This window comes from Rhodopseudomonas palustris, assembly GCF_003591005.1.
GTDB lineage: Bacteria > Pseudomonadota > Alphaproteobacteria > Rhizobiales > Xanthobacteraceae > Rhodopseudomonas > Rhodopseudomonas palustris_K.
Window position 1 is genome coordinate 312,663 of the sequence record NZ_QYYD01000001.1, and the last position, 21,240, is coordinate 333,902.

The 21,240-nt window shown below is 65.2% G+C and carries 22 protein-coding genes; 10 read left to right on the forward strand and 12 right to left on the reverse strand.

Annotated features, from left to right (window positions below):
* Nucleotides 1–102: 102 nt before the first annotated feature.
* Nucleotides 103–1,350 carry an alanine racemase gene (gene alr, locus D4Q52_RS01465; RefSeq protein WP_119854744.1) on the reverse strand — a complete coding sequence of 416 codons (1,248 nt, stop codon included), beginning with the start codon at nucleotides 1,348–1,350 and terminating at the stop codon, nucleotides 103–105.
* Between the two features lie 141 nt (nucleotides 1,351–1,491).
* Nucleotides 1,492–2,985, reverse strand: coding sequence for a replicative DNA helicase (locus D4Q52_RS01470; protein WP_119854745.1), 1,494 nt, complete (start codon nucleotides 2,983–2,985; stop codon nucleotides 1,492–1,494).
* A 320-nt stretch (nucleotides 2,986–3,305) separates the two neighbouring features.
* On the opposite strand from D4Q52_RS01470, the gene D4Q52_RS01475 reads away from it, so the two are divergent.
* Nucleotides 3,306–3,506: a hypothetical protein gene (locus D4Q52_RS01475; protein ID WP_119854746.1), complete on the forward strand. Its 201-nt coding sequence runs from the start codon at nucleotides 3,306–3,308 to the stop codon at nucleotides 3,504–3,506.
* Between the two features lie 6 nt (nucleotides 3,507–3,512).
* Here D4Q52_RS01475 and D4Q52_RS01480 read toward each other — a convergent pair whose 3' ends face one another.
* Nucleotides 3,513–4,763 carry an SAM-dependent methyltransferase gene (locus D4Q52_RS01480; RefSeq protein WP_119854857.1) on the reverse strand — a complete coding sequence of 417 codons (1,251 nt, stop codon included), beginning with the start codon at nucleotides 4,761–4,763 and terminating at the stop codon, nucleotides 3,513–3,515.
* Nucleotides 4,764–5,012: 249 nt separating this feature from the next.
* Between D4Q52_RS01480 and D4Q52_RS01485 the strand changes: the two genes are divergently transcribed.
* Nucleotides 5,013–5,996, forward strand: a complete 984-nt coding sequence (locus D4Q52_RS01485) for a hypothetical protein (protein WP_119854858.1) — start codon at nucleotides 5,013–5,015, stop codon at nucleotides 5,994–5,996.
* Between the two features lie 101 nt (nucleotides 5,997–6,097).
* On the opposite strand, the gene rplI is transcribed toward D4Q52_RS01485, so the two are convergent.
* From rplI to D4Q52_RS01510, 5 genes are all read right to left on the reverse strand, one after another.
* On the reverse strand, nucleotides 6,098–6,682 hold the full coding sequence (rplI, locus tag D4Q52_RS01490; RefSeq protein ID WP_119854747.1) for a 50S ribosomal protein L9: 585 nt from the start codon (nucleotides 6,680–6,682) through the stop codon (nucleotides 6,098–6,100).
* 34 nt (nucleotides 6,683–6,716) lie between these two features.
* Complete coding sequence (locus tag D4Q52_RS01495; RefSeq protein ID WP_119854748.1) at nucleotides 6,717–7,661, reverse strand: hypothetical protein; 945 nt, start codon at nucleotides 7,659–7,661, stop codon at nucleotides 6,717–6,719.
* A 125-nt stretch (nucleotides 7,662–7,786) separates the two neighbouring features.
* Entirely contained in the window at nucleotides 7,787–8,026 is a 240-nt protein-coding gene (rpsR, locus tag D4Q52_RS01500; RefSeq protein ID WP_054163395.1) for a 30S ribosomal protein S18, read from the reverse strand.
* A gap of 5 nt (nucleotides 8,027–8,031) precedes the next feature.
* A complete protein-coding gene (gene rpsF, locus D4Q52_RS01505) occupies nucleotides 8,032–8,508 on the reverse strand; it encodes a 30S ribosomal protein S6 (protein ID WP_119854859.1) in 477 nt (158 codons plus the stop codon).
* Nucleotides 8,509–8,765: 257 nt separating this feature from the next.
* Entirely contained in the window at nucleotides 8,766–10,028 is a 1,263-nt protein-coding gene (locus D4Q52_RS01510) for a GGDEF domain-containing protein (protein WP_119854749.1), read from the reverse strand.
* A 281-nt stretch (nucleotides 10,029–10,309) separates the two neighbouring features.
* Here D4Q52_RS01510 and fabD point away from each other — a divergent pair, with 281 nt between their 5' ends.
* From fabD to gmk, 7 genes are all read left to right on the forward strand, one after another.
* Nucleotides 10,310–11,269, forward strand: coding sequence for an ACP S-malonyltransferase (fabD, locus tag D4Q52_RS01515; protein ID WP_119854750.1), 960 nt, complete (start codon nucleotides 10,310–10,312; stop codon nucleotides 11,267–11,269).
* A gap of 18 nt (nucleotides 11,270–11,287) precedes the next feature.
* The gene (gene fabG / locus D4Q52_RS01520) at nucleotides 11,288–12,025 is read left to right on the forward strand and encodes a 3-oxoacyl-[acyl-carrier-protein] reductase (protein ID WP_119854751.1); all 738 of its coding nucleotides are present in this window, start codon (nucleotides 11,288–11,290) and stop codon (nucleotides 12,023–12,025) included.
* 293 nt (nucleotides 12,026–12,318) lie between these two features.
* Nucleotides 12,319–12,558 (forward strand): acyl carrier protein, encoded by a 240-nt coding sequence (locus D4Q52_RS01525; RefSeq protein ID WP_011441358.1) that lies wholly within the window; start codon nucleotides 12,319–12,321, stop codon nucleotides 12,556–12,558.
* Between the two features lie 96 nt (nucleotides 12,559–12,654).
* Entirely contained in the window at nucleotides 12,655–13,920 is a 1,266-nt protein-coding gene (gene fabF, locus D4Q52_RS01530) for a beta-ketoacyl-ACP synthase II (RefSeq protein ID WP_119854752.1), read from the forward strand.
* 200 nt (nucleotides 13,921–14,120) lie between these two features.
* Entirely contained in the window at nucleotides 14,121–15,389 is a 1,269-nt protein-coding gene (gene mltG, locus D4Q52_RS01535; RefSeq protein ID WP_119854753.1) for an endolytic transglycosylase MltG, read from the forward strand.
* 96 nt (nucleotides 15,390–15,485) lie between these two features.
* A complete protein-coding gene (locus tag D4Q52_RS01540; RefSeq protein WP_119854754.1) occupies nucleotides 15,486–16,373 on the forward strand; it encodes a YicC/YloC family endoribonuclease in 888 nt (295 codons plus the stop codon).
* A gap of 2 nt (nucleotides 16,374–16,375) precedes the next feature.
* Nucleotides 16,376–17,038: a guanylate kinase gene (gene gmk / locus D4Q52_RS01545; RefSeq protein WP_119854755.1), complete on the forward strand. Its 663-nt coding sequence runs from the start codon at nucleotides 16,376–16,378 to the stop codon at nucleotides 17,036–17,038.
* Between the two features lie 60 nt (nucleotides 17,039–17,098).
* On the opposite strand, the gene D4Q52_RS26660 is transcribed toward gmk, so the two are convergent.
* Nucleotides 17,099–17,716 carry a hypothetical protein gene (locus tag D4Q52_RS26660; protein ID WP_234831023.1) on the reverse strand — a complete coding sequence of 206 codons (618 nt, stop codon included), beginning with the start codon at nucleotides 17,714–17,716 and terminating at the stop codon, nucleotides 17,099–17,101.
* Between the two features lie 37 nt (nucleotides 17,717–17,753).
* On the opposite strand from D4Q52_RS26660, the gene D4Q52_RS26665 reads away from it, so the two are divergent.
* Nucleotides 17,754–17,987 (forward strand): hypothetical protein, encoded by a 234-nt coding sequence (locus tag D4Q52_RS26665; RefSeq protein ID WP_119854758.1) that lies wholly within the window; start codon nucleotides 17,754–17,756, stop codon nucleotides 17,985–17,987.
* A 304-nt stretch (nucleotides 17,988–18,291) separates the two neighbouring features.
* On the opposite strand, the gene D4Q52_RS01565 is transcribed toward D4Q52_RS26665, so the two are convergent.
* The 3 genes from D4Q52_RS01565 to pdxA are packed head-to-tail and all read right to left on the reverse strand — an operon-like array spanning nucleotide 18,292 to nucleotide 21,230.
* Entirely contained in the window at nucleotides 18,292–19,350 is a 1,059-nt protein-coding gene (locus D4Q52_RS01565) for an alcohol dehydrogenase (RefSeq protein ID WP_119854759.1), read from the reverse strand.
* A gap of 15 nt (nucleotides 19,351–19,365) precedes the next feature.
* Nucleotides 19,366–20,229 (reverse strand): 16S rRNA (adenine(1518)-N(6)/adenine(1519)-N(6))-dimethyltransferase RsmA, encoded by an 864-nt coding sequence (gene rsmA / locus D4Q52_RS01570; RefSeq protein WP_119854760.1) that lies wholly within the window; start codon nucleotides 20,227–20,229, stop codon nucleotides 19,366–19,368.
* Nucleotides 20,226–21,230 (reverse strand): 4-hydroxythreonine-4-phosphate dehydrogenase PdxA, encoded by a 1,005-nt coding sequence (gene pdxA / locus D4Q52_RS01575; protein ID WP_119854761.1) that lies wholly within the window; start codon nucleotides 21,228–21,230, stop codon nucleotides 20,226–20,228. The genes rsmA and pdxA overlap by 4 nt, the downstream gene beginning before the upstream one ends.
* Nucleotides 21,231–21,240: the final 10 nt, after the last annotated feature.

The window sequence follows — 21,240 nt, forward strand, 5'->3', positions numbered from 1 at the left end:
CGTCATTGCGAGCGCAGCGAAGCAATCCAGCCCCGCGCACTGCGCTCGATTGCTTCGCTGCGCTCGCAATGACGGGGCGAGGTTGTACGTGAAAGCGCGGCCTCAGCTTGCCGGTGCCACCGGCTCCGCAGGTGCGATCGTCGGCGCTGTCGCTGCGTTCGCCTCGCCGCCCTTGTAGATCCGCGCATAGCGCGGGCCGAGGCTGGTCAGGACTTCGTAGCCGATGGTGCCGAACGGGCGGGCGAGTTCGTCGACGGTGATGCCGTCGCCGATCAGTGTCGCCATCTGGCCGCGGCGCGCGGCGTTGGCGGGCAGTTCGGTGACATCCACCGCCATCAGGTCCATGGAGATGCGGCCGGCGATCGGACAGCGCTGACCGGCGATGATCACGTCGGCGCCACGGGTGCCATCGTTGGATCCTGCGGCACGGAAGTAACCGTCCGCATAGCCTGCCGACAACACCGCGATCTTGGTCGGCCGTCGCGCACTCCAGGTCGCGCCGTAGCCGACGGTGTCGCCGCGCTCGACGTTGCGGACCTGCACGATCCGCGCCTTGAGGTCGACCACAGGCTGCATCGGATTGTCGGATTCCGGCGTCGGATTGACGCCATACATCGCCGCGCCGGGGCGGACCATGTCGAACTGAAACTGCGCGCCGAGAAAGATGCCCGACGAGGCCGACAGCGAAGCCGGCACGCCGGTGAACTGGCTGGCGATCTCGCGAAATGTCGCGACCTGCTTGGCATTGATCGGGTGATTGGGGGCCTCCGCCGCGACCAGATGGCTCATCACCAGCGTGATGCCGTGGTCGCCGGCGGCGATGCGCGGCACGATGCCCTGCGCCTCGGTGACGGTGAGGCCGAGCCGGTTCATGCCGGTGTCGATATGGATCGCGGCGCCGCCGCTCCAGCCGGTGCGGCGGCAGTAGACGTCCCATTCGGCGAGTTCATACAGGTCGCCGATCACCGGACGGCAATTCAGTTTGGCGAATTCGTCGCCGGTGGTCTGGAAGAAGCCGTCGAGCACATAGATCGTGGCCTCCGGCGCGACGGCGCGTACCGCGGCGGCTTCGCCCAGCGTGGCGACGAAGAACGTCTTGCAGCCCGCGGCGGCAAGCGCGCGCGTGACAGGGCCGGTGCCGCAGCCATAGGCGTCGCCCTTGACGACCGCCGCGGCCTCGGCCGGCACCGCCGTCTTCTCGAGCTTTCGCCAATTCGCCACGACAGCGTCGAGGTCGATGGTGAGGACGCCGGGTGCGGTTGCTGTCGACGCTGCCAGGGCTGCTGCCTTGGCGGCCTCCGGAGTCAGCAGGCTGGCAACGGTCGCGTTGGGGTCGGGCAGAATGTTCATGTCTTGCACTCTAGCGGTCTGGCACCGCGCGCACAGCTCTGTGCGGCGAACACACACCCATCAAAAATCACAGAGCTCCCACCCTGATCCTATCAGAATAGAAGCTCTGGTTGAGCCGGAAATGCGATCCGCTACGTTGCTTCAGCCTCGGTCGGGCAGATGACTGTCGTCGGCGAGGTCGCTGAAGCGGGTGAACTGGCCTTCGAACTGCAGGTCGACGGTGCCGGTCGGGCCGTGGCGCTGCTTGGCGATGATGACTTCGGCCTTGCCATGGACCAGGTCCATCTCGGTCGCCCATTTTTCGTGCTCCGGCGTACCGGGACGTGGCTCCTTGTTCTGCAGATAATATTCTTCCCGGAACACGAAGATCACCACGTCGGCGTCCTGCTCGATCGATCCGGATTCGCGCAGGTCCGAAAGTTGCGGACGCTTGTCGTCGCGGGACTCTACCTGTCGCGACAGCTGCGACAGCGCGATCACCGGGACGTTCAGCTCCTTCGCCAGCGCCTTCAGGCTGGTGGTGATCTCGGTGACTTCCTGGACACGGCTGTCGCCCTTTTTGCTCGAGCCCTGCAGTAGCTGGATGTAGTCGACCACGATCAGGTCGAGGCCCTTCTGCCGCTTCAGCCGGCGGGCACGGGCGGTGAGCTGGGAAATGGCGAGGCCGCCGGTTTCGTCGACGAACAGCGGCAGCGACTGCAGTTCGATCGAGTAGTCGCGGATTTTGTCGAAGTCGGCATCGCTGATGCCGCCGCGGCGGATTTTGCTCGAGGCGATCTCGGTCTGCTCGGCGAGAATACGGGTGGCGAGCTGCTCGGCGCTCATTTCGCACGAGAAGAAGCCGACGATGCCGCCGTTGACCGTCTTTGTGGTGCCGTCGGGTTGCACTTCGCCGCGATAGGCCTTGGCGACGTTGTAGGCGATGTTGGTGGCGAGCGCGGTCTTGCCCATGCCGGGACGGCCGGCGAGTACGATCAAGTCGGAATGCTGCAGCCCGCCCATCCGTGTGTCGAGATCGCGCAGGCCGGTCGAGATGCCGGACAGCTTGCCGTCGCGCTGAAACGCCTTGGCGGCCATGTCCACCGCGGTGGTCAGCGCTTGCGAGAATTTCTGGAAGCCGCCGTCGTAGCGCCCGGACTCGGCGAGTTCGTACAGCCGGCGTTCGGCGTCCTCGATCTGGTTACGCGGCGCGAAATCGACCGGCGCGTCGAACGCGACGTTGACCATGTCGGTGCCGATGCCAATCAGGTCGCGGCGCAGCGACAATTCGTAGATCGTGCGGCCGTAATCCTGAGCGTTGATGATGGTGGTGGCTTCGGCCGCCAGCCGCGCCAGATATTGCGCGACCGTCAAGCCGCCGAGATCGAGATCGGCGGACAGGAAGGTTTTCAGCGTGATCGGCGTCGCCACCTTGCCGGCACGGATGAGGCTGGCGGCGGTGTCGAAGATCGTCTGATGGATTGGTTCGAAGAAGTGCTTGGCTTCGAGGAAGTCCGACACCCGATAGAAGGCGTCGTTGTTCACCAAGAGGGCGCCGAGCAGCGCTTGTTCCGCCTCGATATTGTGGGGCGCGGTCCGATAGGCCGGCGCCGCAACATCGGGCGCGAGCTTCAGAACGTTCGAATCAGTGGCCATAGCTCTCGATTGTTCTTTCGAATTTGTCGGATGCGGGGCGGGACTAAAGCGCCGATTCCGGCCGTTGCGGAAGCTGCAATCCGCGTTATGCACCAGCCTTGGCAAGAGATGTGGATGACCCACAGGTCGTGGGGCCATGGGCTTGACGGGTTGCGATCACCCGGCCGGGATCTTTGTTGAACCTACAGCACGGCGCCGAACACTCATCTGGAGCGGAACCTTTGGGGCGCTGCGATCGTGCGAGCTCAAGGAGTTCGGAACGGTTCGACGATCGCGCGGTTGATAACGTAATATTTCGAAGACGAAACAGGGCAACGGCGATGGCGCATCAACAGCGATCCGACGGCTCCGACCAGCGATGGCTGGCTTCGTTGATCGAGACGTTCGAGGATGTGTCGCGCACCGAAGTGCGTTCGGTTCCGTGCAGCCACGCCTTGTTGCGCGACGCGCGTGCGCATCTGGCAGCGCCGAAAGACGTGCCCGGATCGCGTCCGCCGAAACGCGTGCGCCGTGTGGCGTGACGCCGGCTACTCGCCCGCCGCTTGCAGCTGGGTCGCCGGCTGCTCTTCTACTCCTCTCAGACGCTGCTCCTCACGCATGATGTAGTCGCGCGTGATGGGGACGATGCCCTGTCGTTTGGTAAGCTGGATCTGGAATACCATCGTATTTTGCTTGCGGAAGCTCATCTCGGACGCAGCCAGGTAAAACTCCCACATTCGTACGAACCGCGCATCGTAGAGCCGCTCGGCGTCCTCGCGCCGAGCAAGGAAGCGCTCCCGCCAGGCCTTGAGTGTCTCGGCATAGTGCAGCCGCAGGATTTCGATATCGCAGACGAGGAGGCCTGCGCGCTCGATCGCCGGCAGCACTTCAGACAGAGCCGGCAGATAGCCGCCCGGGAAGATGTACTTGGCGATCCAGGGATTGGTAAAGCCAGGTCCCTCTGAGCGACCGATGGAATGCAAGAGCATCACGCCGTCCGGGCCAAGGAGTTCGGCGCAGCGGCGGAAGTAGGTGTCATAGTGGGTGACACCGACATGCTCGAACATCCCGACCGAAACGATGCGGTCGTATGGGCCAGGAATGTCGCGATAGTCCTCCAGCAGGAACCGCGTGGTCGAAGACAGCCCACGCTCCGCGGCACGGTTGCCTGCAACCTGCAACTGCTCCCGTGACAGCGTCACCCCCGTGACGTCGGCGCCGCAAGTCTCGGCCAGATAAAGCGCAAGGCCGCCCCAGCCCGAGCCGATGTCGAGCACATGGTGACCGGCCCGAACCAGCAGTTTGGCCGCGATGTGCCGTTTCTTGGCGAGTTGTGCGTCGTCAAGGCTGGCATCCGGCGATTCGTAATAGGCACAGCTGTATTGTTTGTCGGCATCCAGGAAGAGCGAGTACAGCCGACCGTCGAGGTCGTAATGATGCGCGACATTGTCGCGTGAACGGGGGCGGGGATTGAACTGGTGGAGCGACCGCGTGAGGTATCGCATCCAGCCATGCAGTTTGGTCCACCGCGGCGTCCAGTCGGGTTGATCCATGACAACCGCGAGCAGGTCGGCAATCGTGCCGCGCTCCATCGTCAGCTCGCCGTCCATATAGATTTCGCCGAGCGCGAGTTCGGGATCGGATAACAGACGTCGTTGAGCGGAGGTCGAGGTAAACCGCGCATGGACCGGAGGACCCGTACCGTCGCCGCAGGAAAAGGTTAGGCCACCGGCAGTGGTGAAGGTCAGTGCACCACGCTTGATGAATTGCCCCAGAAGAAGGCGCAGCAGCTTGTCCATCGCTTTGTCCAACGACATTTTGACGCACTCAAGCAAGAACCTTGCCGGACGCTGGCGAGTTCCCGCGCCGGGCGCGTAGCTGGTCTGCGATGGTCGGAAGATTACGTGGGCGCTGTGATCTGCCTTAAAAAAAGGGTGCTTCCGTCGGTGGTGGGTGCGGAAATGGCGGATCTGGCCGCTTCCATTCATCGGGCAATCGGCTAAAAGGTTCGCGCCGCGCGGGCGGCTGTCATGGTAATGGAGAATCGAATGTTCAGCCGAGCGCTCACTTCAGCGGCGGTGATGCTTCTGATCGGCTCCATCGCGGCAGTGACGGGTAGCGCGGAGGCGCAGAACCTGGAGGCGGGCAAGAGCCCTGCGCAGATATTCTCGGGCGCTTGCGCCGCCTGTCACAAAGGCGCCCGCGGCCTCGTCCGCACCGTTCCGCCGAATGCGTTGCCGTCATTCCTCAGGCAGCACTACACAACAAGCAGCGATATGGCCGCGATGCTCGCGTCCTATCTGATCTCCAATGGCGCGACAGATACCCGCTACAGGCAAGGCGACCCGCGCGCCGAGCCGGGCCAATCCGACGGCCGGAGAAGCCGCAGACAGCGTCAGCGCACGGAAGAGCAGGTCTCCCCGGAGGCGGCTCGCCCCGAGGTGGCCGCGCCGGCCGACGAGGCGCCGCGCCGTCGCGGCAAGCGGCAACGCCGGCCGGAGGCCGAGCAGCAGCAACCGGCGGACGGTGCCGCTGTTGTAGAGCCTGCCGCTCCCGCGGCAACTGCTCCGCCGAAGGAGCGGCGCAAGCGTGGCCGCAAGGAGAAACCCGCGCAAGCGGTCCCGGCCAATACCGAGCCGGCCAAATCCGAAACGCCCAGCGAGGCTGCCAAGCCGGACGCGCCCAAGCTCGAGACTTCCAAGCCTGAGACCTCGAAGCCTGAGTCTCGCCAGACTGAGACTCCAAGGACGGAGGCTCCCGCGGCCGAAACGCCGACTGCGCAGCCCGAGCGGGTGACGCCTCCGGCCGAGGCTCCAGTCCGCGCCGATCCGGTGCCAGCGGTGACGCCCGCGCCGGCACCAGAACCACTACCAGCACCAGCCGAGCCTTCGCGCCCGCTGGCTGGTCCGCAGCCGGCGAAGCCAACCGAACCGCCGGCGTCGTCCTCCTCGTCCGGTGAGCCATCGATCGCGGTAACGCCGAGTCCGCCGCCACCGCCGTCGGGCACAGCGGATGTGCCGGTCTCCCGATAGGGGATCTGCTCCCGCTGAAGCTGACAGATACAAATAAGCCCGGCGCGCAGCGCCGGGCTTATTGTTTGGCCGGATGGCCGCCCGAAGGCGGCCGCCGTTGCTTACTGCTCGGCCGGCTCTTCTTCCTGATCGGCGTCCGGATCGAAGAATTCGCCCGCAGCGGCGATCGCCTCCGCGGCGGCGTCCTGATCTTCCTGGCGGGTCGAGATGTCTTCGCCGCGGTTGATCCGCTCGGCTTCCTCGGCGCTGCGCGCCACAGTCACCGACACGCCGACTTCGACTTCCGGATGCACCGCGACCTGGATCTCGTGCTTGCCGATGGTCTTGATCGGCGCGTCGAGCAGGATCTGGCTGCGGGTGATCTTGACGCCCTCGGCTTCGAAGCTGGTGACGATGTCGCGCACCGACACCGAACCGAACAGCTGGCCGCCCTCGGACGCCTGCCGGATCACCACAACGTTGTGACCGTCGATCTTCTCGGCGACCTTGCCGGCTTCGGCCTTGGCCTCGATGTTGCGGGCCTCGAGATCGGCCTTCATGTGCTCGTACTTGTCGCGGTTCGCGCTGGTGGCGCGGAGCGCCTTGCCGCGCGGCAGCAGGAAGTTGCGCGCGTAACCGTCCTTGACGCGTACCAGTTCGCCCATCTGTCCGAGCTTTGCGACGCGTTCCAGCAGAATGACTTCCATGTTGGTTCTCCTCGATTGAATGATCAGTTGAAGGTTAGGTGATGGTCGGCGGTGGCATCGAGCGGCGCTGGAAATAGCGTTGCCGGAGGCCGAAGACGGCGTCGGCGAGCCCGAGCGCGATCAGCGCGATGGCCGGCCACAGAAAGATCAGCACCAGCGCATAGGTCGAGCTCAGCAGAAAACCGCGATGGCGAACGGTCAGCGTCAGCGTGTGCAGCGTCGCGGCGCCGCACAGTCCGTAGGCGACGAACAGCGCGGCGCTTCCGATCTTGCCGACCAGCGACACCACGCCGCCGACGAAGCTGAGGCCGAGTGCGAGCGACAGCACTGCCAGCGTCATTGCCGGCAGGGTCGTGGTCCGCAAATCCGGCCAGGGACGCGTCAGCCGGCCCGAGGTTGCGGTGATCTTGCCGGCGAGCCACAGATTGAGGGTGAGCGTCAGCATCGCCACCGTGGCGGCGGCCGGCGGCGCCACGGCCACCAGCGCATCGATCAATCGGTCGGCGTCGGCAGAGTTGCGCGTGCTGAGCGCGCGCTGCAGTCCGGTACGCAGACCATCGTTGATGGTGGTGCCGTCGGTGCCGAGCGTCAACAGCGCCGCCATCGTCGTCAGCGCGGCGAAGCCTGCCATCCACGCCACCAGACGGCCGACCGGAAACCATTCCAGCGTCGGCGGATCGGTCTCGACCTCTGCGGGGCGTGCCAGCAGCGCAAGATGGCCCAGCCAGCACGCCGGAATAACAATGGTAACGATGAAGGCGAGGGCGTACGGAAAACTGACGATCGCGGCGAGGCCGACAGCACCGAGCAGGCCGCCGATCGCGGCGCCCACAGGGCCCCAGCCGAGCGCGGCCACCATCAGCGGCAGCGGCGCCAGATAGAACAGTAGCAGGGAGATCAGCGCGCCCGAGACGATCGAGACGAACATCAGCGCCGAGGCACAGCCGGCGGCAAGCGCGATCAGGATATTGATCATCATCAGCTGTCCCGCTCCTTTCGAGCGGTTAGAGGCGTTTCGCCCCAACCATCGGCGACCGGACGACCGGAAGCCTTATGAGATAAAACAAGAAGCCCCGCGGCGCGGACGCCGCGGAGCTTTGGATCTTAGCGGATCACGTAGGGCAGCAGGCCGAGGAAACGGGCGCGCTTGATGGCGCGCGCGAGCTCGCGCTGCTTCTTGGCGGACACCGCGGTGATGCGGCTCGGCACGATCTTGCCGCGCTCGGAGACGTAACGCATCAACAGCTTGGAATCCTTGTAGTCGATCTTCGGCGCATTCGGACCCGTGAACGGGCAGGTCTTGCGACGGCGGAAGAACGGACGGCGGGCGCCTGCGTCAGCCATGTGTCTTACTCCTCGGTCGCGGCAGCGGGTTCAGCATCTTCGCGGGGGCGGCGCGGACCGCGGTCACCGCGGAAGCCACCCTCACGATCGCCACGGCCTTCACGGTCGCCGCGGAAGCCGCCCTCGCGGGGGCCACGGTCGTCGCGCTCACGGTCGCGATCGGCCTTGCGCATCATCGCCGACGGGCCTTCCTCGTGCTCTTCGACGCGGACGGTCAGATACCGGATGATGTCTTCGTTGATGCGCTGCTGGCGCTCGAGCTCGGCGACCACCGCGGCAGGGCCGTCGATGTTGAGCATCACGAAGTGAGCCTTGCGGTTCTTGTTCATGCGGTAGGTAAGGGAGCGGAGGCCCCAGGCTTCGGTCTTGGTGACCTTGCCGCCGAGACCTTCGATCACACCCGTGAATTGGGTGGTCAGCTCTTCCACCTGCTGGGCACTCGCGTCCTGACGCGCGAGGAAGACATGCTCATAAAGAGGCATGATGGTCCTTTCCATGTTAGCGCAGAACCGGCGGCAAGCCCTTCGAACCCTTCGGAAAGGACTCGACTGCTCAGAAGGCGGAAGCACGGGACGACGGGCCGACTGGCCCTGCCGCATCAAATTCGCCAGATGGTGAAAATGCTGAGACCGTCCGTTCAGCTCCCGGCCGGGATCTGCGGATGCTGGGGTTATACGGATTTTGGCTGTATTGGCAAGGGTGGGCGGGGCGTCAACCCGCGGGGGCGGGTTTTTGACGCTCAGGCGGCGGATCCCGCCCAGTTCCGACGCGTGTGCCGCGGGGCGGTATCGACATCGGGCGCCAGCGGAATCGCCTCGTGAGACGGGTTGGACAAATCCGCCTGGCGCTGTCCACGCCGCTTCGCGGCGTACATCGCATGGTCCGCAGCCCGCAGCAGCGCGTCGGCCGACATGCCGTCGACCGGGAAGGTTGCGCTGCCAACACTGACTCCGATCTGCAGCGCGATCTGCCCGCCGAACTCCATCGGCTCGGCGATTCGCCCGGTGATGCGGTCGGCGACGAGGGCGGCTTCGGCTGCGCTGGTGCCGGGAAGCAGGATGATGAATTCGTCGCCGCCGGCCCGGAAGATCAGGTCGCAATCCCTCACACAACTGCGGAGCCGTTCCGCGACGACGACCAGCACCGAATCGCCGATGGCGTGGCCGAACCGATCGTTGGCGGCTTTGAAGCCGTCGAGGTCGAGGCAAAGCACCGTCAGCGGTTGGTTGCCTCGGCCCGAACCACTGCTCGCCGAGAGCAGCAGCTCGGAGAAGCATTGCTGTTGCATGGTGCGGTTGGGCAGGCCGGTGAGCTGGTCGTAATTCGCCAGCCACTTATTCTCCTGCTCGGACAAAAACAGGGTGAGCAGCACGGCGTAGTTTTCGAACAGCAGCACCGCCATGCCAAGGATCCAGGCCGGCAGCAGCAATCCGATCAGGTACATATTGGGAATCGGCGAGAAAATCATCGCCACCGTATAGGGAATGGCGAGAATGCAGATCACCGCGAAACCGAAGCGCGGCGTACCGGCGTTGCGCGAGGAGATTCCACCGGCCAGACCTGCCACCACCATGCCGGAAAGCAGGATCAGCGGCCATTCTCCGGTCATCACGCACAGCGTGCATCCGGTCGAAAAGCTGACCGCCCAGGCCAGGCCGAGATACATGGTATAGCCGCTCGTCAGCTGGCCGGAACGCTGCTCTTTCAACATGTCCAGCAGCGCGAGATAGCGCATGACGCCGAACGCCACTTCGATGCCGATCCAGGCATAGGCCCACATCGCACCAGTCTGCGCGGCCGCAATGATCGTCATCATGGTGGTGGCCACGACCGCCAACACCAGCGTTCGGCCCTTGGTCTGGCTGTGCAGAATCAGGCGGCGGAAGATGGCATTCGGCTGCGGTTTCGGCCCGCTGACGAGCCATTTGATGATCCACGACGCCACGACGGGATCTTGCGCGCGTATGTCGATGTGGCGATGGGCGTGGTTCATGCGATGCATGAGAGGCAAGGCGCTCCCTATTGTCATCAGCACGCTAACGACCAATTGTTGATACGGTGCTTAGCCGCCCGATCGCATGTCGTTAGGCTGAACAAAGCGTTAGTGCCACAGCCCTAGTTTCCCCGCCCCGGGCTGCCGCGGATGTGGAACTCGGCATGTGCGGGCGCTCGCCACCCTGCGAAAGGGTGAGGAACGGCGAAGGTGGTTTGGGCCCATCTGCTTGACATAACCGGCCGATGGGGTGTCTTTCGGCGCCACTTTTGACAGGTTCAGGAACGTAGATGACGGCAGCATTCACTTTCCCGGGGCAGGGCTCCCAGGCGGTTGGCATGGGTAAAGCGCTGGCGGATGCCTTCCCGGCCGCGAAGGCCGTGTTCGACGAGGTCGACGCCGCACTCGGCGACAAGCTGACGGCGATTATCTGGGAAGGGCCGGCCGAGACGCTGCAGCTGACCGAGAATGCCCAACCGGCCTTGATGGCAGTATCGTTGGCTACAATGCGGGTGCTGGAGAGCGAGGCTGGCATTTCCATCTCGCGGGATGCGGCCTTCGTCGCCGGGCATTCGCTCGGCGAGTATTCCGCTCTGGCTGCCGCCGGCTCGCTCAGCATCAGCGATACCGCACGGCTGTTGCGGATCCGTGGCCGGGCGATGCAGAAGGCGGTTCCGGTCGGCGTCGGCGCGATGGCGGCCTTGCTCGGCCTCGATTACGACGCCGCCGTCGCCGTGGCCGAAGAGGCCGCCCAAGGGCAGGTCTGCCAGGCCGCCAATGATAATGGCGGCGGACAGGTCGTGGTGTCCGGGCACAAGGAAGCGGTCGAGCGGGCGGTTGAGATCGCCAAGGGCAACGGCGCCAAGCGCGCCATGCTGCTGCCGGTGTCGGCGCCGTTTCATTGCGCGCTGATGCAGCCCGCAGCCGAGGCGATGGCCGAGGCCTTGGCCGGCGTCGCCATCCAGGCGCCTGCGGCGCCGCTGGTTGCCAATGTGCTGGCCGCGCCGATCACGGATCCGGATGAGATCCGCCGCCGCCTGGTCGAGCAGGTCACCGGCACGGTGCGCTGGCGCGAGTCGGTCGGCTACATGGCTGGCCAGGGCGTGACGCGGTTTCTTGAAATCGGCGCCGGTAAGGTGCTGAGCGGCCTGGTCAAGCGGATCGCCGACGGGGCGACCGGCATCGCCATCGGCGGACCGAACGACATCGCGGCCGCCAAGGATGCCATCACAGCCGGGCGCCAGGCGTAACCGGCGAAGGAGATCATCATGTTCGATTTGACGGGACGGACCGCGCTGGTCACCGGCGCCACGGGCGGCATCGGCGGCGCGATCGCGCGGGCGCTGCACGGCCAGGGTGCGACAGTGGCGATTTCCGGCACGCGGCGCGAAGCGCTCGAGACGCTGGCGGGCGAGTTGGGCGAACGCGTTCACGTGCTGCCGTGCAATCTGTCGGATGCCGCCGAGGTGGAAGCGCTGGTGCCAGCCGCCGCCGAGGCGATGGGGCAGCTCGACATCTTGGTGTGCAACGCCGGTATCACGCGCGACAACCTGTTTGTTCAGTTGCGTGACGAGGATTGGGACGACGTCATCAAAGTCAACCTGACCGCGACCTTCCGGCTGACGCGCGCAGCGACCAAGCTGATGATGCGGAAGAAGTTCGGTCGCATCATCGCGATTACCTCGGTGGTCGGCGTCACCGGCAATCCGGGGCAGGGCAACTACACGGCATCGAAGGCGGGACTGATCGGGATGATCAAGACGCTTGGCGCCGAGTACGCCAAGCGCAACGTCACCGCCAACTGCATCGCACCGGGCTTCATCGCGACGCCGATGACCGACGTGCTGAACGACAAGCAGCGCGAAGCAATTCTCAGCAAGGTGCCGGCCGGACGGCTTGGCACGCCTGAGGACATCGCCGTGGCGGCGGTCTATCTCAGCTCGAACGAGGCCGCTTACGTCACCGGTCAGACCATCCACGTCAACGGCGGCATGGCCATGATCTGACGCGCCAGCCGGCTCCAAAGCAGGGGAAATACGGGGACTTTTGCCGCGCCGGCTGGTGGCCAATGCAGCGGAAGTATGATAACCGAAGCCCCAGCGGATAGGCAAAGAAGGCCATTGCAGGAAGTCCAAACCCTGTATATTGCCGATGGGGACCTGCCGCTCGGGCGGCCGGGTTGCGACCTCGGGGACGGGGCAAAATCAGTACACTTCGCGATTGCGGAACTTTAGCGAGTTGACGCACCACGATGGCTCGTATCGTCTGTCGGTCGGGTCGGAACAACGGGGTTTAGAGAATGAGTGAGATTGGCGAACGCGTTAAGAAGATCGTGGTGGAGCACCTCGGTGTAGAGCCCGAGAAGGTTGTCGATGGCGCCAGCTTCATCGACGATCTCGGCGCCGACAGCCTCGATACCGTCGAACTCGTTATGGCGTTCGAAGAAGAATTCGGCTGCGAGATCCCCGACGATGCCGCCGAGACGATCCTGACCGTCGGCGACGCAACCAAGTTCCTCGAGAAGAACGCGAAGAGCTGATCTTCCGCGCGGTGACGATGAAGCCGGCAGGTCCGCACATCAGCGGGCCACCGGCTTCTTGCTTTGGACCGCGCATATGGGCCCGGAGTACAGGATATGAGACGTGTCGTCGTCACTGGCCTTGGCATGGTATCGCCGCTCGGCTGTGGGGTCGATGCGACCTGGAGCCGGATTCTCAACGGCGAAAGCGGCGCTCGTAAGATCGACGCTTTCGAAGTCTCCGATCTGGCCAGCCAGATCGCATGTATCATTCCGCGCGGTGACGGCAGCGACGGCACCTTCAATCCCGATCAGTGGATGGAGCCGAAGGACCAGCGCAAGGTCGATGACTTCATCGTCTATGCGATGTGTGCGGCGCGTCAGGCGCTCGACGACGCGAACTGGCATCCGTCGACCGAGGAGGAGCGCTGCGCTTCCGGCGTCCTGATCGGCTCCGGCATCGGCGGACTTCAAGGCATCGCCGAGACCGCGCTGCTGCTGAAGGAAAAGGGCCCGCGCCGGATCTCGCCGTTCTTCATCCCCGGCCGACTGATCAATCTCGCCGGCGGCTACGTGTCGATCGAATTCGGCCTCAAGGGCCCGAACCATGCGGTTGTCACCGCGTGCTCGACCGGCGCTCACGCGATCGGCGATGCCGCGCGGCTGGTGGCGTTCGGCGATGCCGACGTGATGGTGGCCGGCGGCACCGAGTCGCCGATCAGCCGTCTGGCGATGGCCGGCTTCGCCGCTGCACGCGCGCTCTCCACCGGTTTCAACGACGCGCCCGAGAAGGCCTCACGGCCCTACGACAAGGATCGTGATGGCTTCGTGATGGGCGAGGGCGCCGGCGTCGTCGTGCTCGAAGAGTACGAGCACGCCAAAGCCCGTGGCGCCCGAATCTATGCCGAAGTGATCGGCTATGGTTTGTCCGGCGATGCTTACCACATCACGGCGCCGAGCTCCGATGGCGACGGCGCGTTCCGCTGCATGAGCATGGCGCTGAAACGCGCGGGCATTTCGGTGTCGGATATCGACTACATCAACGCGCACGGCACATCGACGCCGCTCGGCGACGAGATCGAACTCGGGGCTGCTCAGCGACTGCTTGGTAACGCTGCGTCGCGCGTGTCGATGTCGTCGACGAAATCCTCGATCGGTCATCTGCTTGGAGCCGCAGGAGCGGTCGAGGCAATCTTCAGCGTGCTGGCGATTCGCGACAATATCGCGCCGCCGACCATCAATCTCGACAATCCGTCGGTTGAAACCGCCGTCGATCTTGTGCCGTGGAAGCCGCGAAAGCGCGAAATCAACGTAGCGCTGTCGAACTCTTTCGGCTTCGGCGGCACTAACGCATCGTTGATCCTGCAGCGCGTCGCCGATTGAGGCGTTGCAGCGAACTTCAACGTTTCGCCGTAATCCACGCTAAACCCTAAGACATTCTGCGATTTGGGAGTATGATCGGTCAGTCCCTGAAGGGCTGGACTGATTCACGTCCAGACCTCCGCAAATCTCGTGATCTCGAACGCTGACGGTGCGATCTTGCGCGGGACCACCCTCGAGACCTCAGGAATCAGGTTGCACCGATGAGTGAAAGGCCGCCGATCTCGCCGAGAAGCCCGCGCGCGGCGCTCGAACCTGAGCAACTTCCGCCTCCGCCGAAGCGATCGGATCGCGCCCGCAATCCATTGGTGATCATCGGCAATGCCATCATCACGCTGGTGCTGGTCGTGATGCTCGGTGCCGGCGGCATCTATGTCTACGGCAAGCAGAAGATCGAAGCGCCGGGCCCGTTGCAGGAAGAGAAGATCGTCAACATCCCGCAGCGCGCCGGTCTCGGCGACATCGCCGAGACGTTGCAGCGCGAAGGCGTGATCGAAAACAACCGCTGGGTATTCATCGGCAGCGTGCTGGCGTTGAAGGCGCGTGCCGACCTCAAGCCCGGCGAATACGCGTTCCAAAAGAACGCCAGCCTCCGCGATGTGATCGGCACCATCGTCGAAGGCAAAGTCGTGCAGCATTCGGTGACGATCCCGGAGGGACTGACCTCCGAGCAGATCGTCGCCCGGCTGTCCGAGAACAACATCTTCACGGGCACGCTGCGCGAGATTCCGCGGGAAGGCACGTTGCTGCCGGAGACCTACAAGTTTCCGCGCGGCACGCCGCGCGAGCAGGTGATCAGCCGGATGCAGCAGGCGCAGAAGCGCGTGCTGAACGAAGTCTGGGAGCGCCGCAGTCCCGAGATCCCGGTCAAGACGCCGGAGCAGTTGGTGACGTTGGCGTCGATCGTGGAAAAGGAAACCAGCAAGCCCGACGAGCGCAGCCGCGTATCCTCGGTGTTCGTCAATCGGCTGCAGAAGAAGATGAAACTGCAATCCGACCCGACGATCATCTACGGGCTGGTCGGCGGCAAGGGTACGCTCGGCCGCCCGATCAAGCGCAGCGAAATCACGCAGCCATCCCCGTACAACACCTATGTGATTGAAGGATTGCCGCCCGGGCCGATCGCCAACCCCGGCCGCGCGTCGCTGGAGGCCGCGGCTAATCCGGCACGGACCCGCGACCTGTACTTCGTCGCGGACGGCACCGGCGGCCACACCTTCAGCGAGAGCTACGACGCGCATCTCAAGAGCGTCGCCAAGCTGCGTGCGCTCGAGCGTCAGACGCAGAACGATGCGGTCGAACCGCCGGAGGAGACGGCGCCCGCTGCCGCCGCCGCGCCTGACGCCAATGCGTCGGCTGCCGCGCCACCCGCTGCCGCGCCGAAGGCCGGCAAGAACGGCGGTCAAAAGAAGCGGACGCGCAATGCTCCGCAAAACAGCGCGCCGGCTCCCGCCGCGAGCGATCCGGAGTAGCGGCGCGGCTGTTCCCATTTGCCGGTCCTATCGGCTATGGTCCGCCGCGCGCGCCTCGCGCGAGTCTCAAACCAATATCTGCGGAGTCGGTGACCGATGTCGTTGTCGAGCATGACGGGTTTTGCGCGCAGCCACGGCAGCAGTGGTCCGTACTCTTTCGAATGGGAGTTGAAGTCCGTCAATGCCAAGGGCTTCGACTTCCGGCTGCGGCTCCCGCAAGGATGGGACGATATCGAAGCCGACCTGCGCAAGCGCGCCGCAGACGCGCTGTCGCGCGGCACCGTCTACGCCAATCTCACGGTGAAGCGTGCCGACGCCGGATCGACCATCCGGATCAACGAGGACGTGCTGACCTCGGTGCTGAAAGTGGCGAGCGAACTCGCCGGCCGCGTCGACGCGGTGGCGCCGAGCATCGACGGGCTGATGGCGATCAAGGGCGTGATCGAAGTTTCGGAGCCGGAGGCCGACGAGGCCGCGGACAAGGCGGCCCGGACGGCAGTCATCGCGTCCTTCGCGCGGGCACTCGGCAGTCTGGTCGAGATGCGCAAGCGCGAAGGGGCCACGCTCGGTACGGTGCTGGCGCAGCGGCTCGACGAGATCGAAACCCTGGCGAAGAAGGCCGAGGCTGCGCCGGGCCGCAAACCCGAAGCTATCAGATCGCGGCTCGCCGAGCAGGTCGCGGCGCTGCTGGAAACCTCGGATCGCTTCGATGCCGACCGGCTGCATCAGGAAGCGATCATGTTGGCGACCAAGGCCGATATTCGCGAGGAGCTCGATCGCATCGCCTCGCACGTCACCCAGGCGCGCGAGATGCTCAGCAAAGGCGGCGCGGTCGGCCGCCGGCTCGACTTCCTGTCGCAGGAGTTCAACCGCGAGGTGAACACCTGCTGCTCCAAGTCGATCGATCTCGAACTCACCAACACGGGGCTCGCCATGAAGAACGTGGTCGAGCAATTCCGCGAGCAGGTACAAAATCTGGAATGAGTATGCAGGACGCCGCCACGGCCAGCTTGAACGGCGTCGAACGGCGCGGACTGATGTTCGTGCTGTCGTCGCCGTCGGGCGCAGGCAAGACCACGCTGTCGCGCCAACTCGTCAAGGACACCGTCGGGCTGCAGATGTCGGTCTCGGCGACGACGCGGCCGATGCGGCCGGGCGAGATCGACGGCCGCGATTATTACTTCGTCGACCGAGCGAAGTTCGACGCGATGGTCGCCGCCGGCGAATTCCTCGAATGGGCCAACGTGTTCGACAATTGCTACGGCACGCCGCGCGCGCCGGTCGAGGCGGCGCTGGCCGGCGGGCGTGACGTGCTGTTCGACATCGACTGGCAGGGCACGCAGCAGCTGCGCAGTCACGCGCCGAACGATGTCGTGAGCGTGTTCGTGCTGCCGCCGTCAGTGAAGGCGTTGGAGCATCGGCTGCATACCCGCGCGCAGGATTCCGACGAGGTCATTCACGGCCGAATGAAAAAGGCCGGCGACGAGATGAGCCATTACGACGCGTACGACTACATCGTGGTCAACGACAATATCGGCGTAGCCTTCGAGTCGGTGAAAGCGATCCTGCGCGCCGAGCAGCTCAAGCGCGAGCGCCAGATCGGTATCGACGCCTTCGTCCGCGACATGCGACGCGAACTGGAAAAGTAGGCCACAAGCAGAACGGCCGCGCAGCAGGGCGCGGCCGTCTTGAACTCACTCCACTTCCGTTCAGGCGGCGGGACGCTTCTGCGCCCGCGCCAGCAGTTCCTCAAGCTCGTCGCCGTCATCGACCGGCGCCTGACGTTCCCGGGCCGCTTTGATCCATGACGGCGGCTCGGCGGGCTGCGTCGGCGGCGAGGGGTCGATTTCCTGGGCCAGCGGCTCCGCTGCGATCTCGGCGGACGCCGGCGCGGCTGTTGCGCCCGGAGTGGCTGCTGCGCCCCAAATGTCGGGACGACCATTGCCGTCACGACGGATAGCAGGCTCGCGCCGCCCGAACTTGAAGATACCGCCGACGATCAATCCCGCCAGGGCCAGCGCTGCCAGCAGGGCCGCGATCAGCGTGGCGGCGGACCCTGCCGTTGTCATCGCGACATTGGCGGGTGTTCCGCCCTTGACGACGGCATTCTGCGCCGCAGTGCGTAGCTTGCTCGAAGCGTCAGCCGCTGCGGCAGCGGACGCATCGCTGGCGTGCGCGTCGGCCCAGCGCTGGTCGACCGGCGAGGTCTGGGACGGCGTTGCCGTCGAGGCGGCGGACGACTCAGCCTGCGCCTCGGGCGCTGCCGTCGCGGTCGGCAACGGCGCCGGGAACTGCGAGGCTGACGGTTGAGGAACTGCATCGCGCATCGGAGCGGGCTCCGGCGTATGCGCTTCGGCCCGCGCGTTGGCGATCGAAGGACGCAGCGGCGCGGCTGCAGCGCTGGGAGGCTTCATCTGCCCTGACGCTGTCGAAGCTGGGGCGGCTGACGCGGTATTGCTCGGCGAAGTTGGCGTCGCGCTGGCGGCGTCGGTGTCGTCCGTCGTCGCGTCCGAAGCTGAAGCAGTGGCCGGAGTCGCGGCGTCGGTTTTGGCGCGGACGTACCAGCAGTTGCGCTTGTTGGCGTGGTCGGTGCGGTAGAACCAGTGACTGCCAGCGGGAGCAGGGCCCTTCGGCGCGGTGAGACATTCACGCGCTTCGGCGGTGGTGATGGTGGCAGTGGAAGCGAGACTTGCTGCCAATCCGACGCCGGCGGCGCACAGGATTTTGGCGGTCTGCTGACGCATGGCATCCCCCGATCGTGATGCGGTAACGGAAACTTAGTTGTCTGTGTTGTCCGCAAGAAATGGGGTCGCAATAAGCCGCAAATCCGGTCGGGTTGAGACAAGATTCAGGCCCTGCGTCGCGGGCGAGTGGAACCCGCGATGCAGGGTGTGTCGTGCGATTAGTTGGTCAGCATGATCCGGCCGACCACCTTGCCGGCGCGGAGCTGATCGATCCAGGTCTGCGCCTCGGTCATCGGCTCTTCTTTCATCGGCGTCGGCTTGATCTTGCCGGCCCGGGCCAAGGCCAGCAGTTCCTTGGTTTCCTCCAGCGTACCGACCATAAAGCCTTCGACGGTCATGCGCTTGTAGATCCACTGCACCATCGGCAGCGAAAATTCGCCGCCCATCAGGCCGGACACGACGATCTTGCCGCCGCGTGCCACCGTGCTGACAGCGAAGTTCATCGACTTGTCGTTGCCGGCAAAGTCGACCACGCCATCGAAGCCGCCGTCGGTTTCCTTGAAAATCCGCTTCGCCACGTCCGGCTCGGACGGATCGTAAGCCACCGCGGCGCCGTTCTGCAGCGCGGCCTCGCGGGCCGCCGGGTTGAGGTCGGCGACCGCGATCGGCTGCTTGAACATCGCCTGCGCCAGCGACAGGCCCATCATGCCGACGCCGCCGAGTCCGACCAGCAGCAGATTGCGCTGGCGCGGACGGTCGACCAGGCGCTTCAACGCGCCGTAGGCGGTGATGCCCGAGCACATCAATGTTGCTGCCACATTGGTGGGCAGCGGATCGTAGTCGAGCAGATACTTGGCGTCCGGCACCAGCACGTGAGTGGCGAAACCGCCATCGATCGAGACGCCGAGAAAGCGGTTGCGGGCGCAGAGATTCTCATCGCCGGCGAGGCAGTCGCGGCACTTGCCGCAGCCGATCCAGGGAAACACCGCCTTCTTGGTGCCGATCAGATCGGACGGAGCATCGGGGCCGACTTCGGCGACGACGCCGGCGATCTCGTGGCCGAGCGTGAACGGCAGTGTCATGCCGCGCGTGGTGTCGAGCTTCTTGCCGCCGCCAAGATCGGCATAGCCGTCCTGAATGTGGAGATCGGAATGACACAGACCACAGCGCTCGATCTTGACCAGCACTTCGCGGCCCTGAGGCTTTGGTGTGTCGACGATGGTCTCGCACAGCGGGGCGGCGAATTTCACCAGAGACTGGCGGCGCATCTGCGTCATGGCGGCTCTCTCCCTTCAGGGTCTGTTTTTGTGGTTTCGTATATCGGCCAATTCATTGGCCATGGCAACAAAGCCCGAGACCGGTACGGTTTCGGCGCGCCGCGTCGGCTCGACGCCGGCTGCGGCCGCGAGAGTCGCGGGATCGACACCGAGCGACTTCAGGCTCTGCCGCAGCATCTTGCGGCGCTGGCCGAAGGCGGCCGCGGCAACCTGTTCGAGCATCGCGCGGTCGCAAGGCGCAGGCACCGCGCGCGGCGTCAGCCGCACCACAGTGGAAGTCACCTTCGGCTGCGGCACGAAGGCGGACGGCGGAATGTCGAACTGCATGCTGGTCTCGCAACGCCAGTTCGACAGCACCGCCAGACGGCCATAGGCCTCGTCGTTCTCGCGCGCGACGATGCGCTGCGCGACCTCGCGCTGAAACATCAGCACCATCATCTCGTACCAGGGCGGCCAAGGCTCGGCACAGAGCCAGCCGATCAGCAGCGGGGTGGCGATATTGTAGGGCAGGTTGGCGACGATCCGGGCTCGCGTGTCGCCAAGCAGCGGACGCGGATCGAACTGCATCGCGTCGGCGCAGATGATCTCGAGCCTGCCGGGATAGTACGCCGCGATCTCCTCCAGCGCGCCGAGCGCGCGTTCGTCGCGCTCGATTGCGATCACCCGCCGCGCGCCACACGCGAGCAGCGCCCGCGTCAGCCCGCCCGGACCCGGACCGATCTCGATCACCGTGGCGCCGTCGAGCGGGCCAGCGGCGCGCGCGATCCGCGACGTCAGATTGAGGTCGAGCAGGAAATTCTGGCCGAGCGATTTCTTGGCGGCGAGATCGTGCCGCTTGATGACGTCGCGCAGCGGCGGCAGATCGTCGATCGCACTCATTCGCGTGGCGCGCCGGCCATGCGGGCCGCGAGCTTCAGCGCCGCGATCAGGCTCGATGGATTGGCTCGGCCGCTGCCGGCGATGTCGAAGGCCGTGCCGTGATCGGGCGAAGTGCGGATGAAGGGTAGGCCGAGTGTGACGTTGACGCCGTCGTCGAACGCAATGGTCTTGATCGGGATGAGCGCCTGATCATGGTACATGCAGATCGCGCAATCATAGCGGCTGCGTGCGGCAGCGTGGAACATCGTATCGGCGGGCAGGGGGCCGCGGGCCTCGATGCCGTCGCGGCGCAGGATCTCGACGGCAGGCGCGACGACGCTGCGATCCTCGAGGCCGAGCGAGCCGTCTTCGCCGGCGTGCGGATTGAGCCCGGCGATCGCAAGCCGTGGCGATGCGATGCCGAACCGGCTCTGCAGATCGCGGACGACGATGCGCGCGGTCGAGACGATCATCTCGGTGGTGAGCTGTGCGATCGCGTCGCGCAGCGAGACATGGATGGTGACCGGCACCACCGCGAGGCTCGGGCACCACAGCATCATCACCGGCTGCGGCACAGCTCCGTCCTCCCGCGCCAATTCGGCCAGGAATTCGGTGTGGCCCGGATGCGAGAAGCCAGCCTGGTACAGCACGCTCTTGGCGATCGGATTGGTCACGATTGCGGCGGCACGACCGGCACGAACATCATCGACCGCGCTGCGGATCGCCGCGATCGCGGCGGCGGCGCTGCTGTGGTCTGGTTTGCCGGGCTCGGCGGTTGCCGAATGTCCGGTCGGCACGACGGGAAGAGCGTGTGTGAACGTGGCAGCGACGTCCTCGATCGCAACTTCTGCGATCGGCATGTCGACGCCGAGCAGACGCGCGCGACGCTTGATGCAGTCCGGATCTCCGCGCAAATAGAACGGCGGAAGCTGATCCGTGTCGCGGCGCAGCCAGGCTGCAACGGTGATATCGGGGCCGATACCGGCAGGTTCGCCGAGCGACAGCGCGAGAGGCTTTGTCATGTTGTCCGTC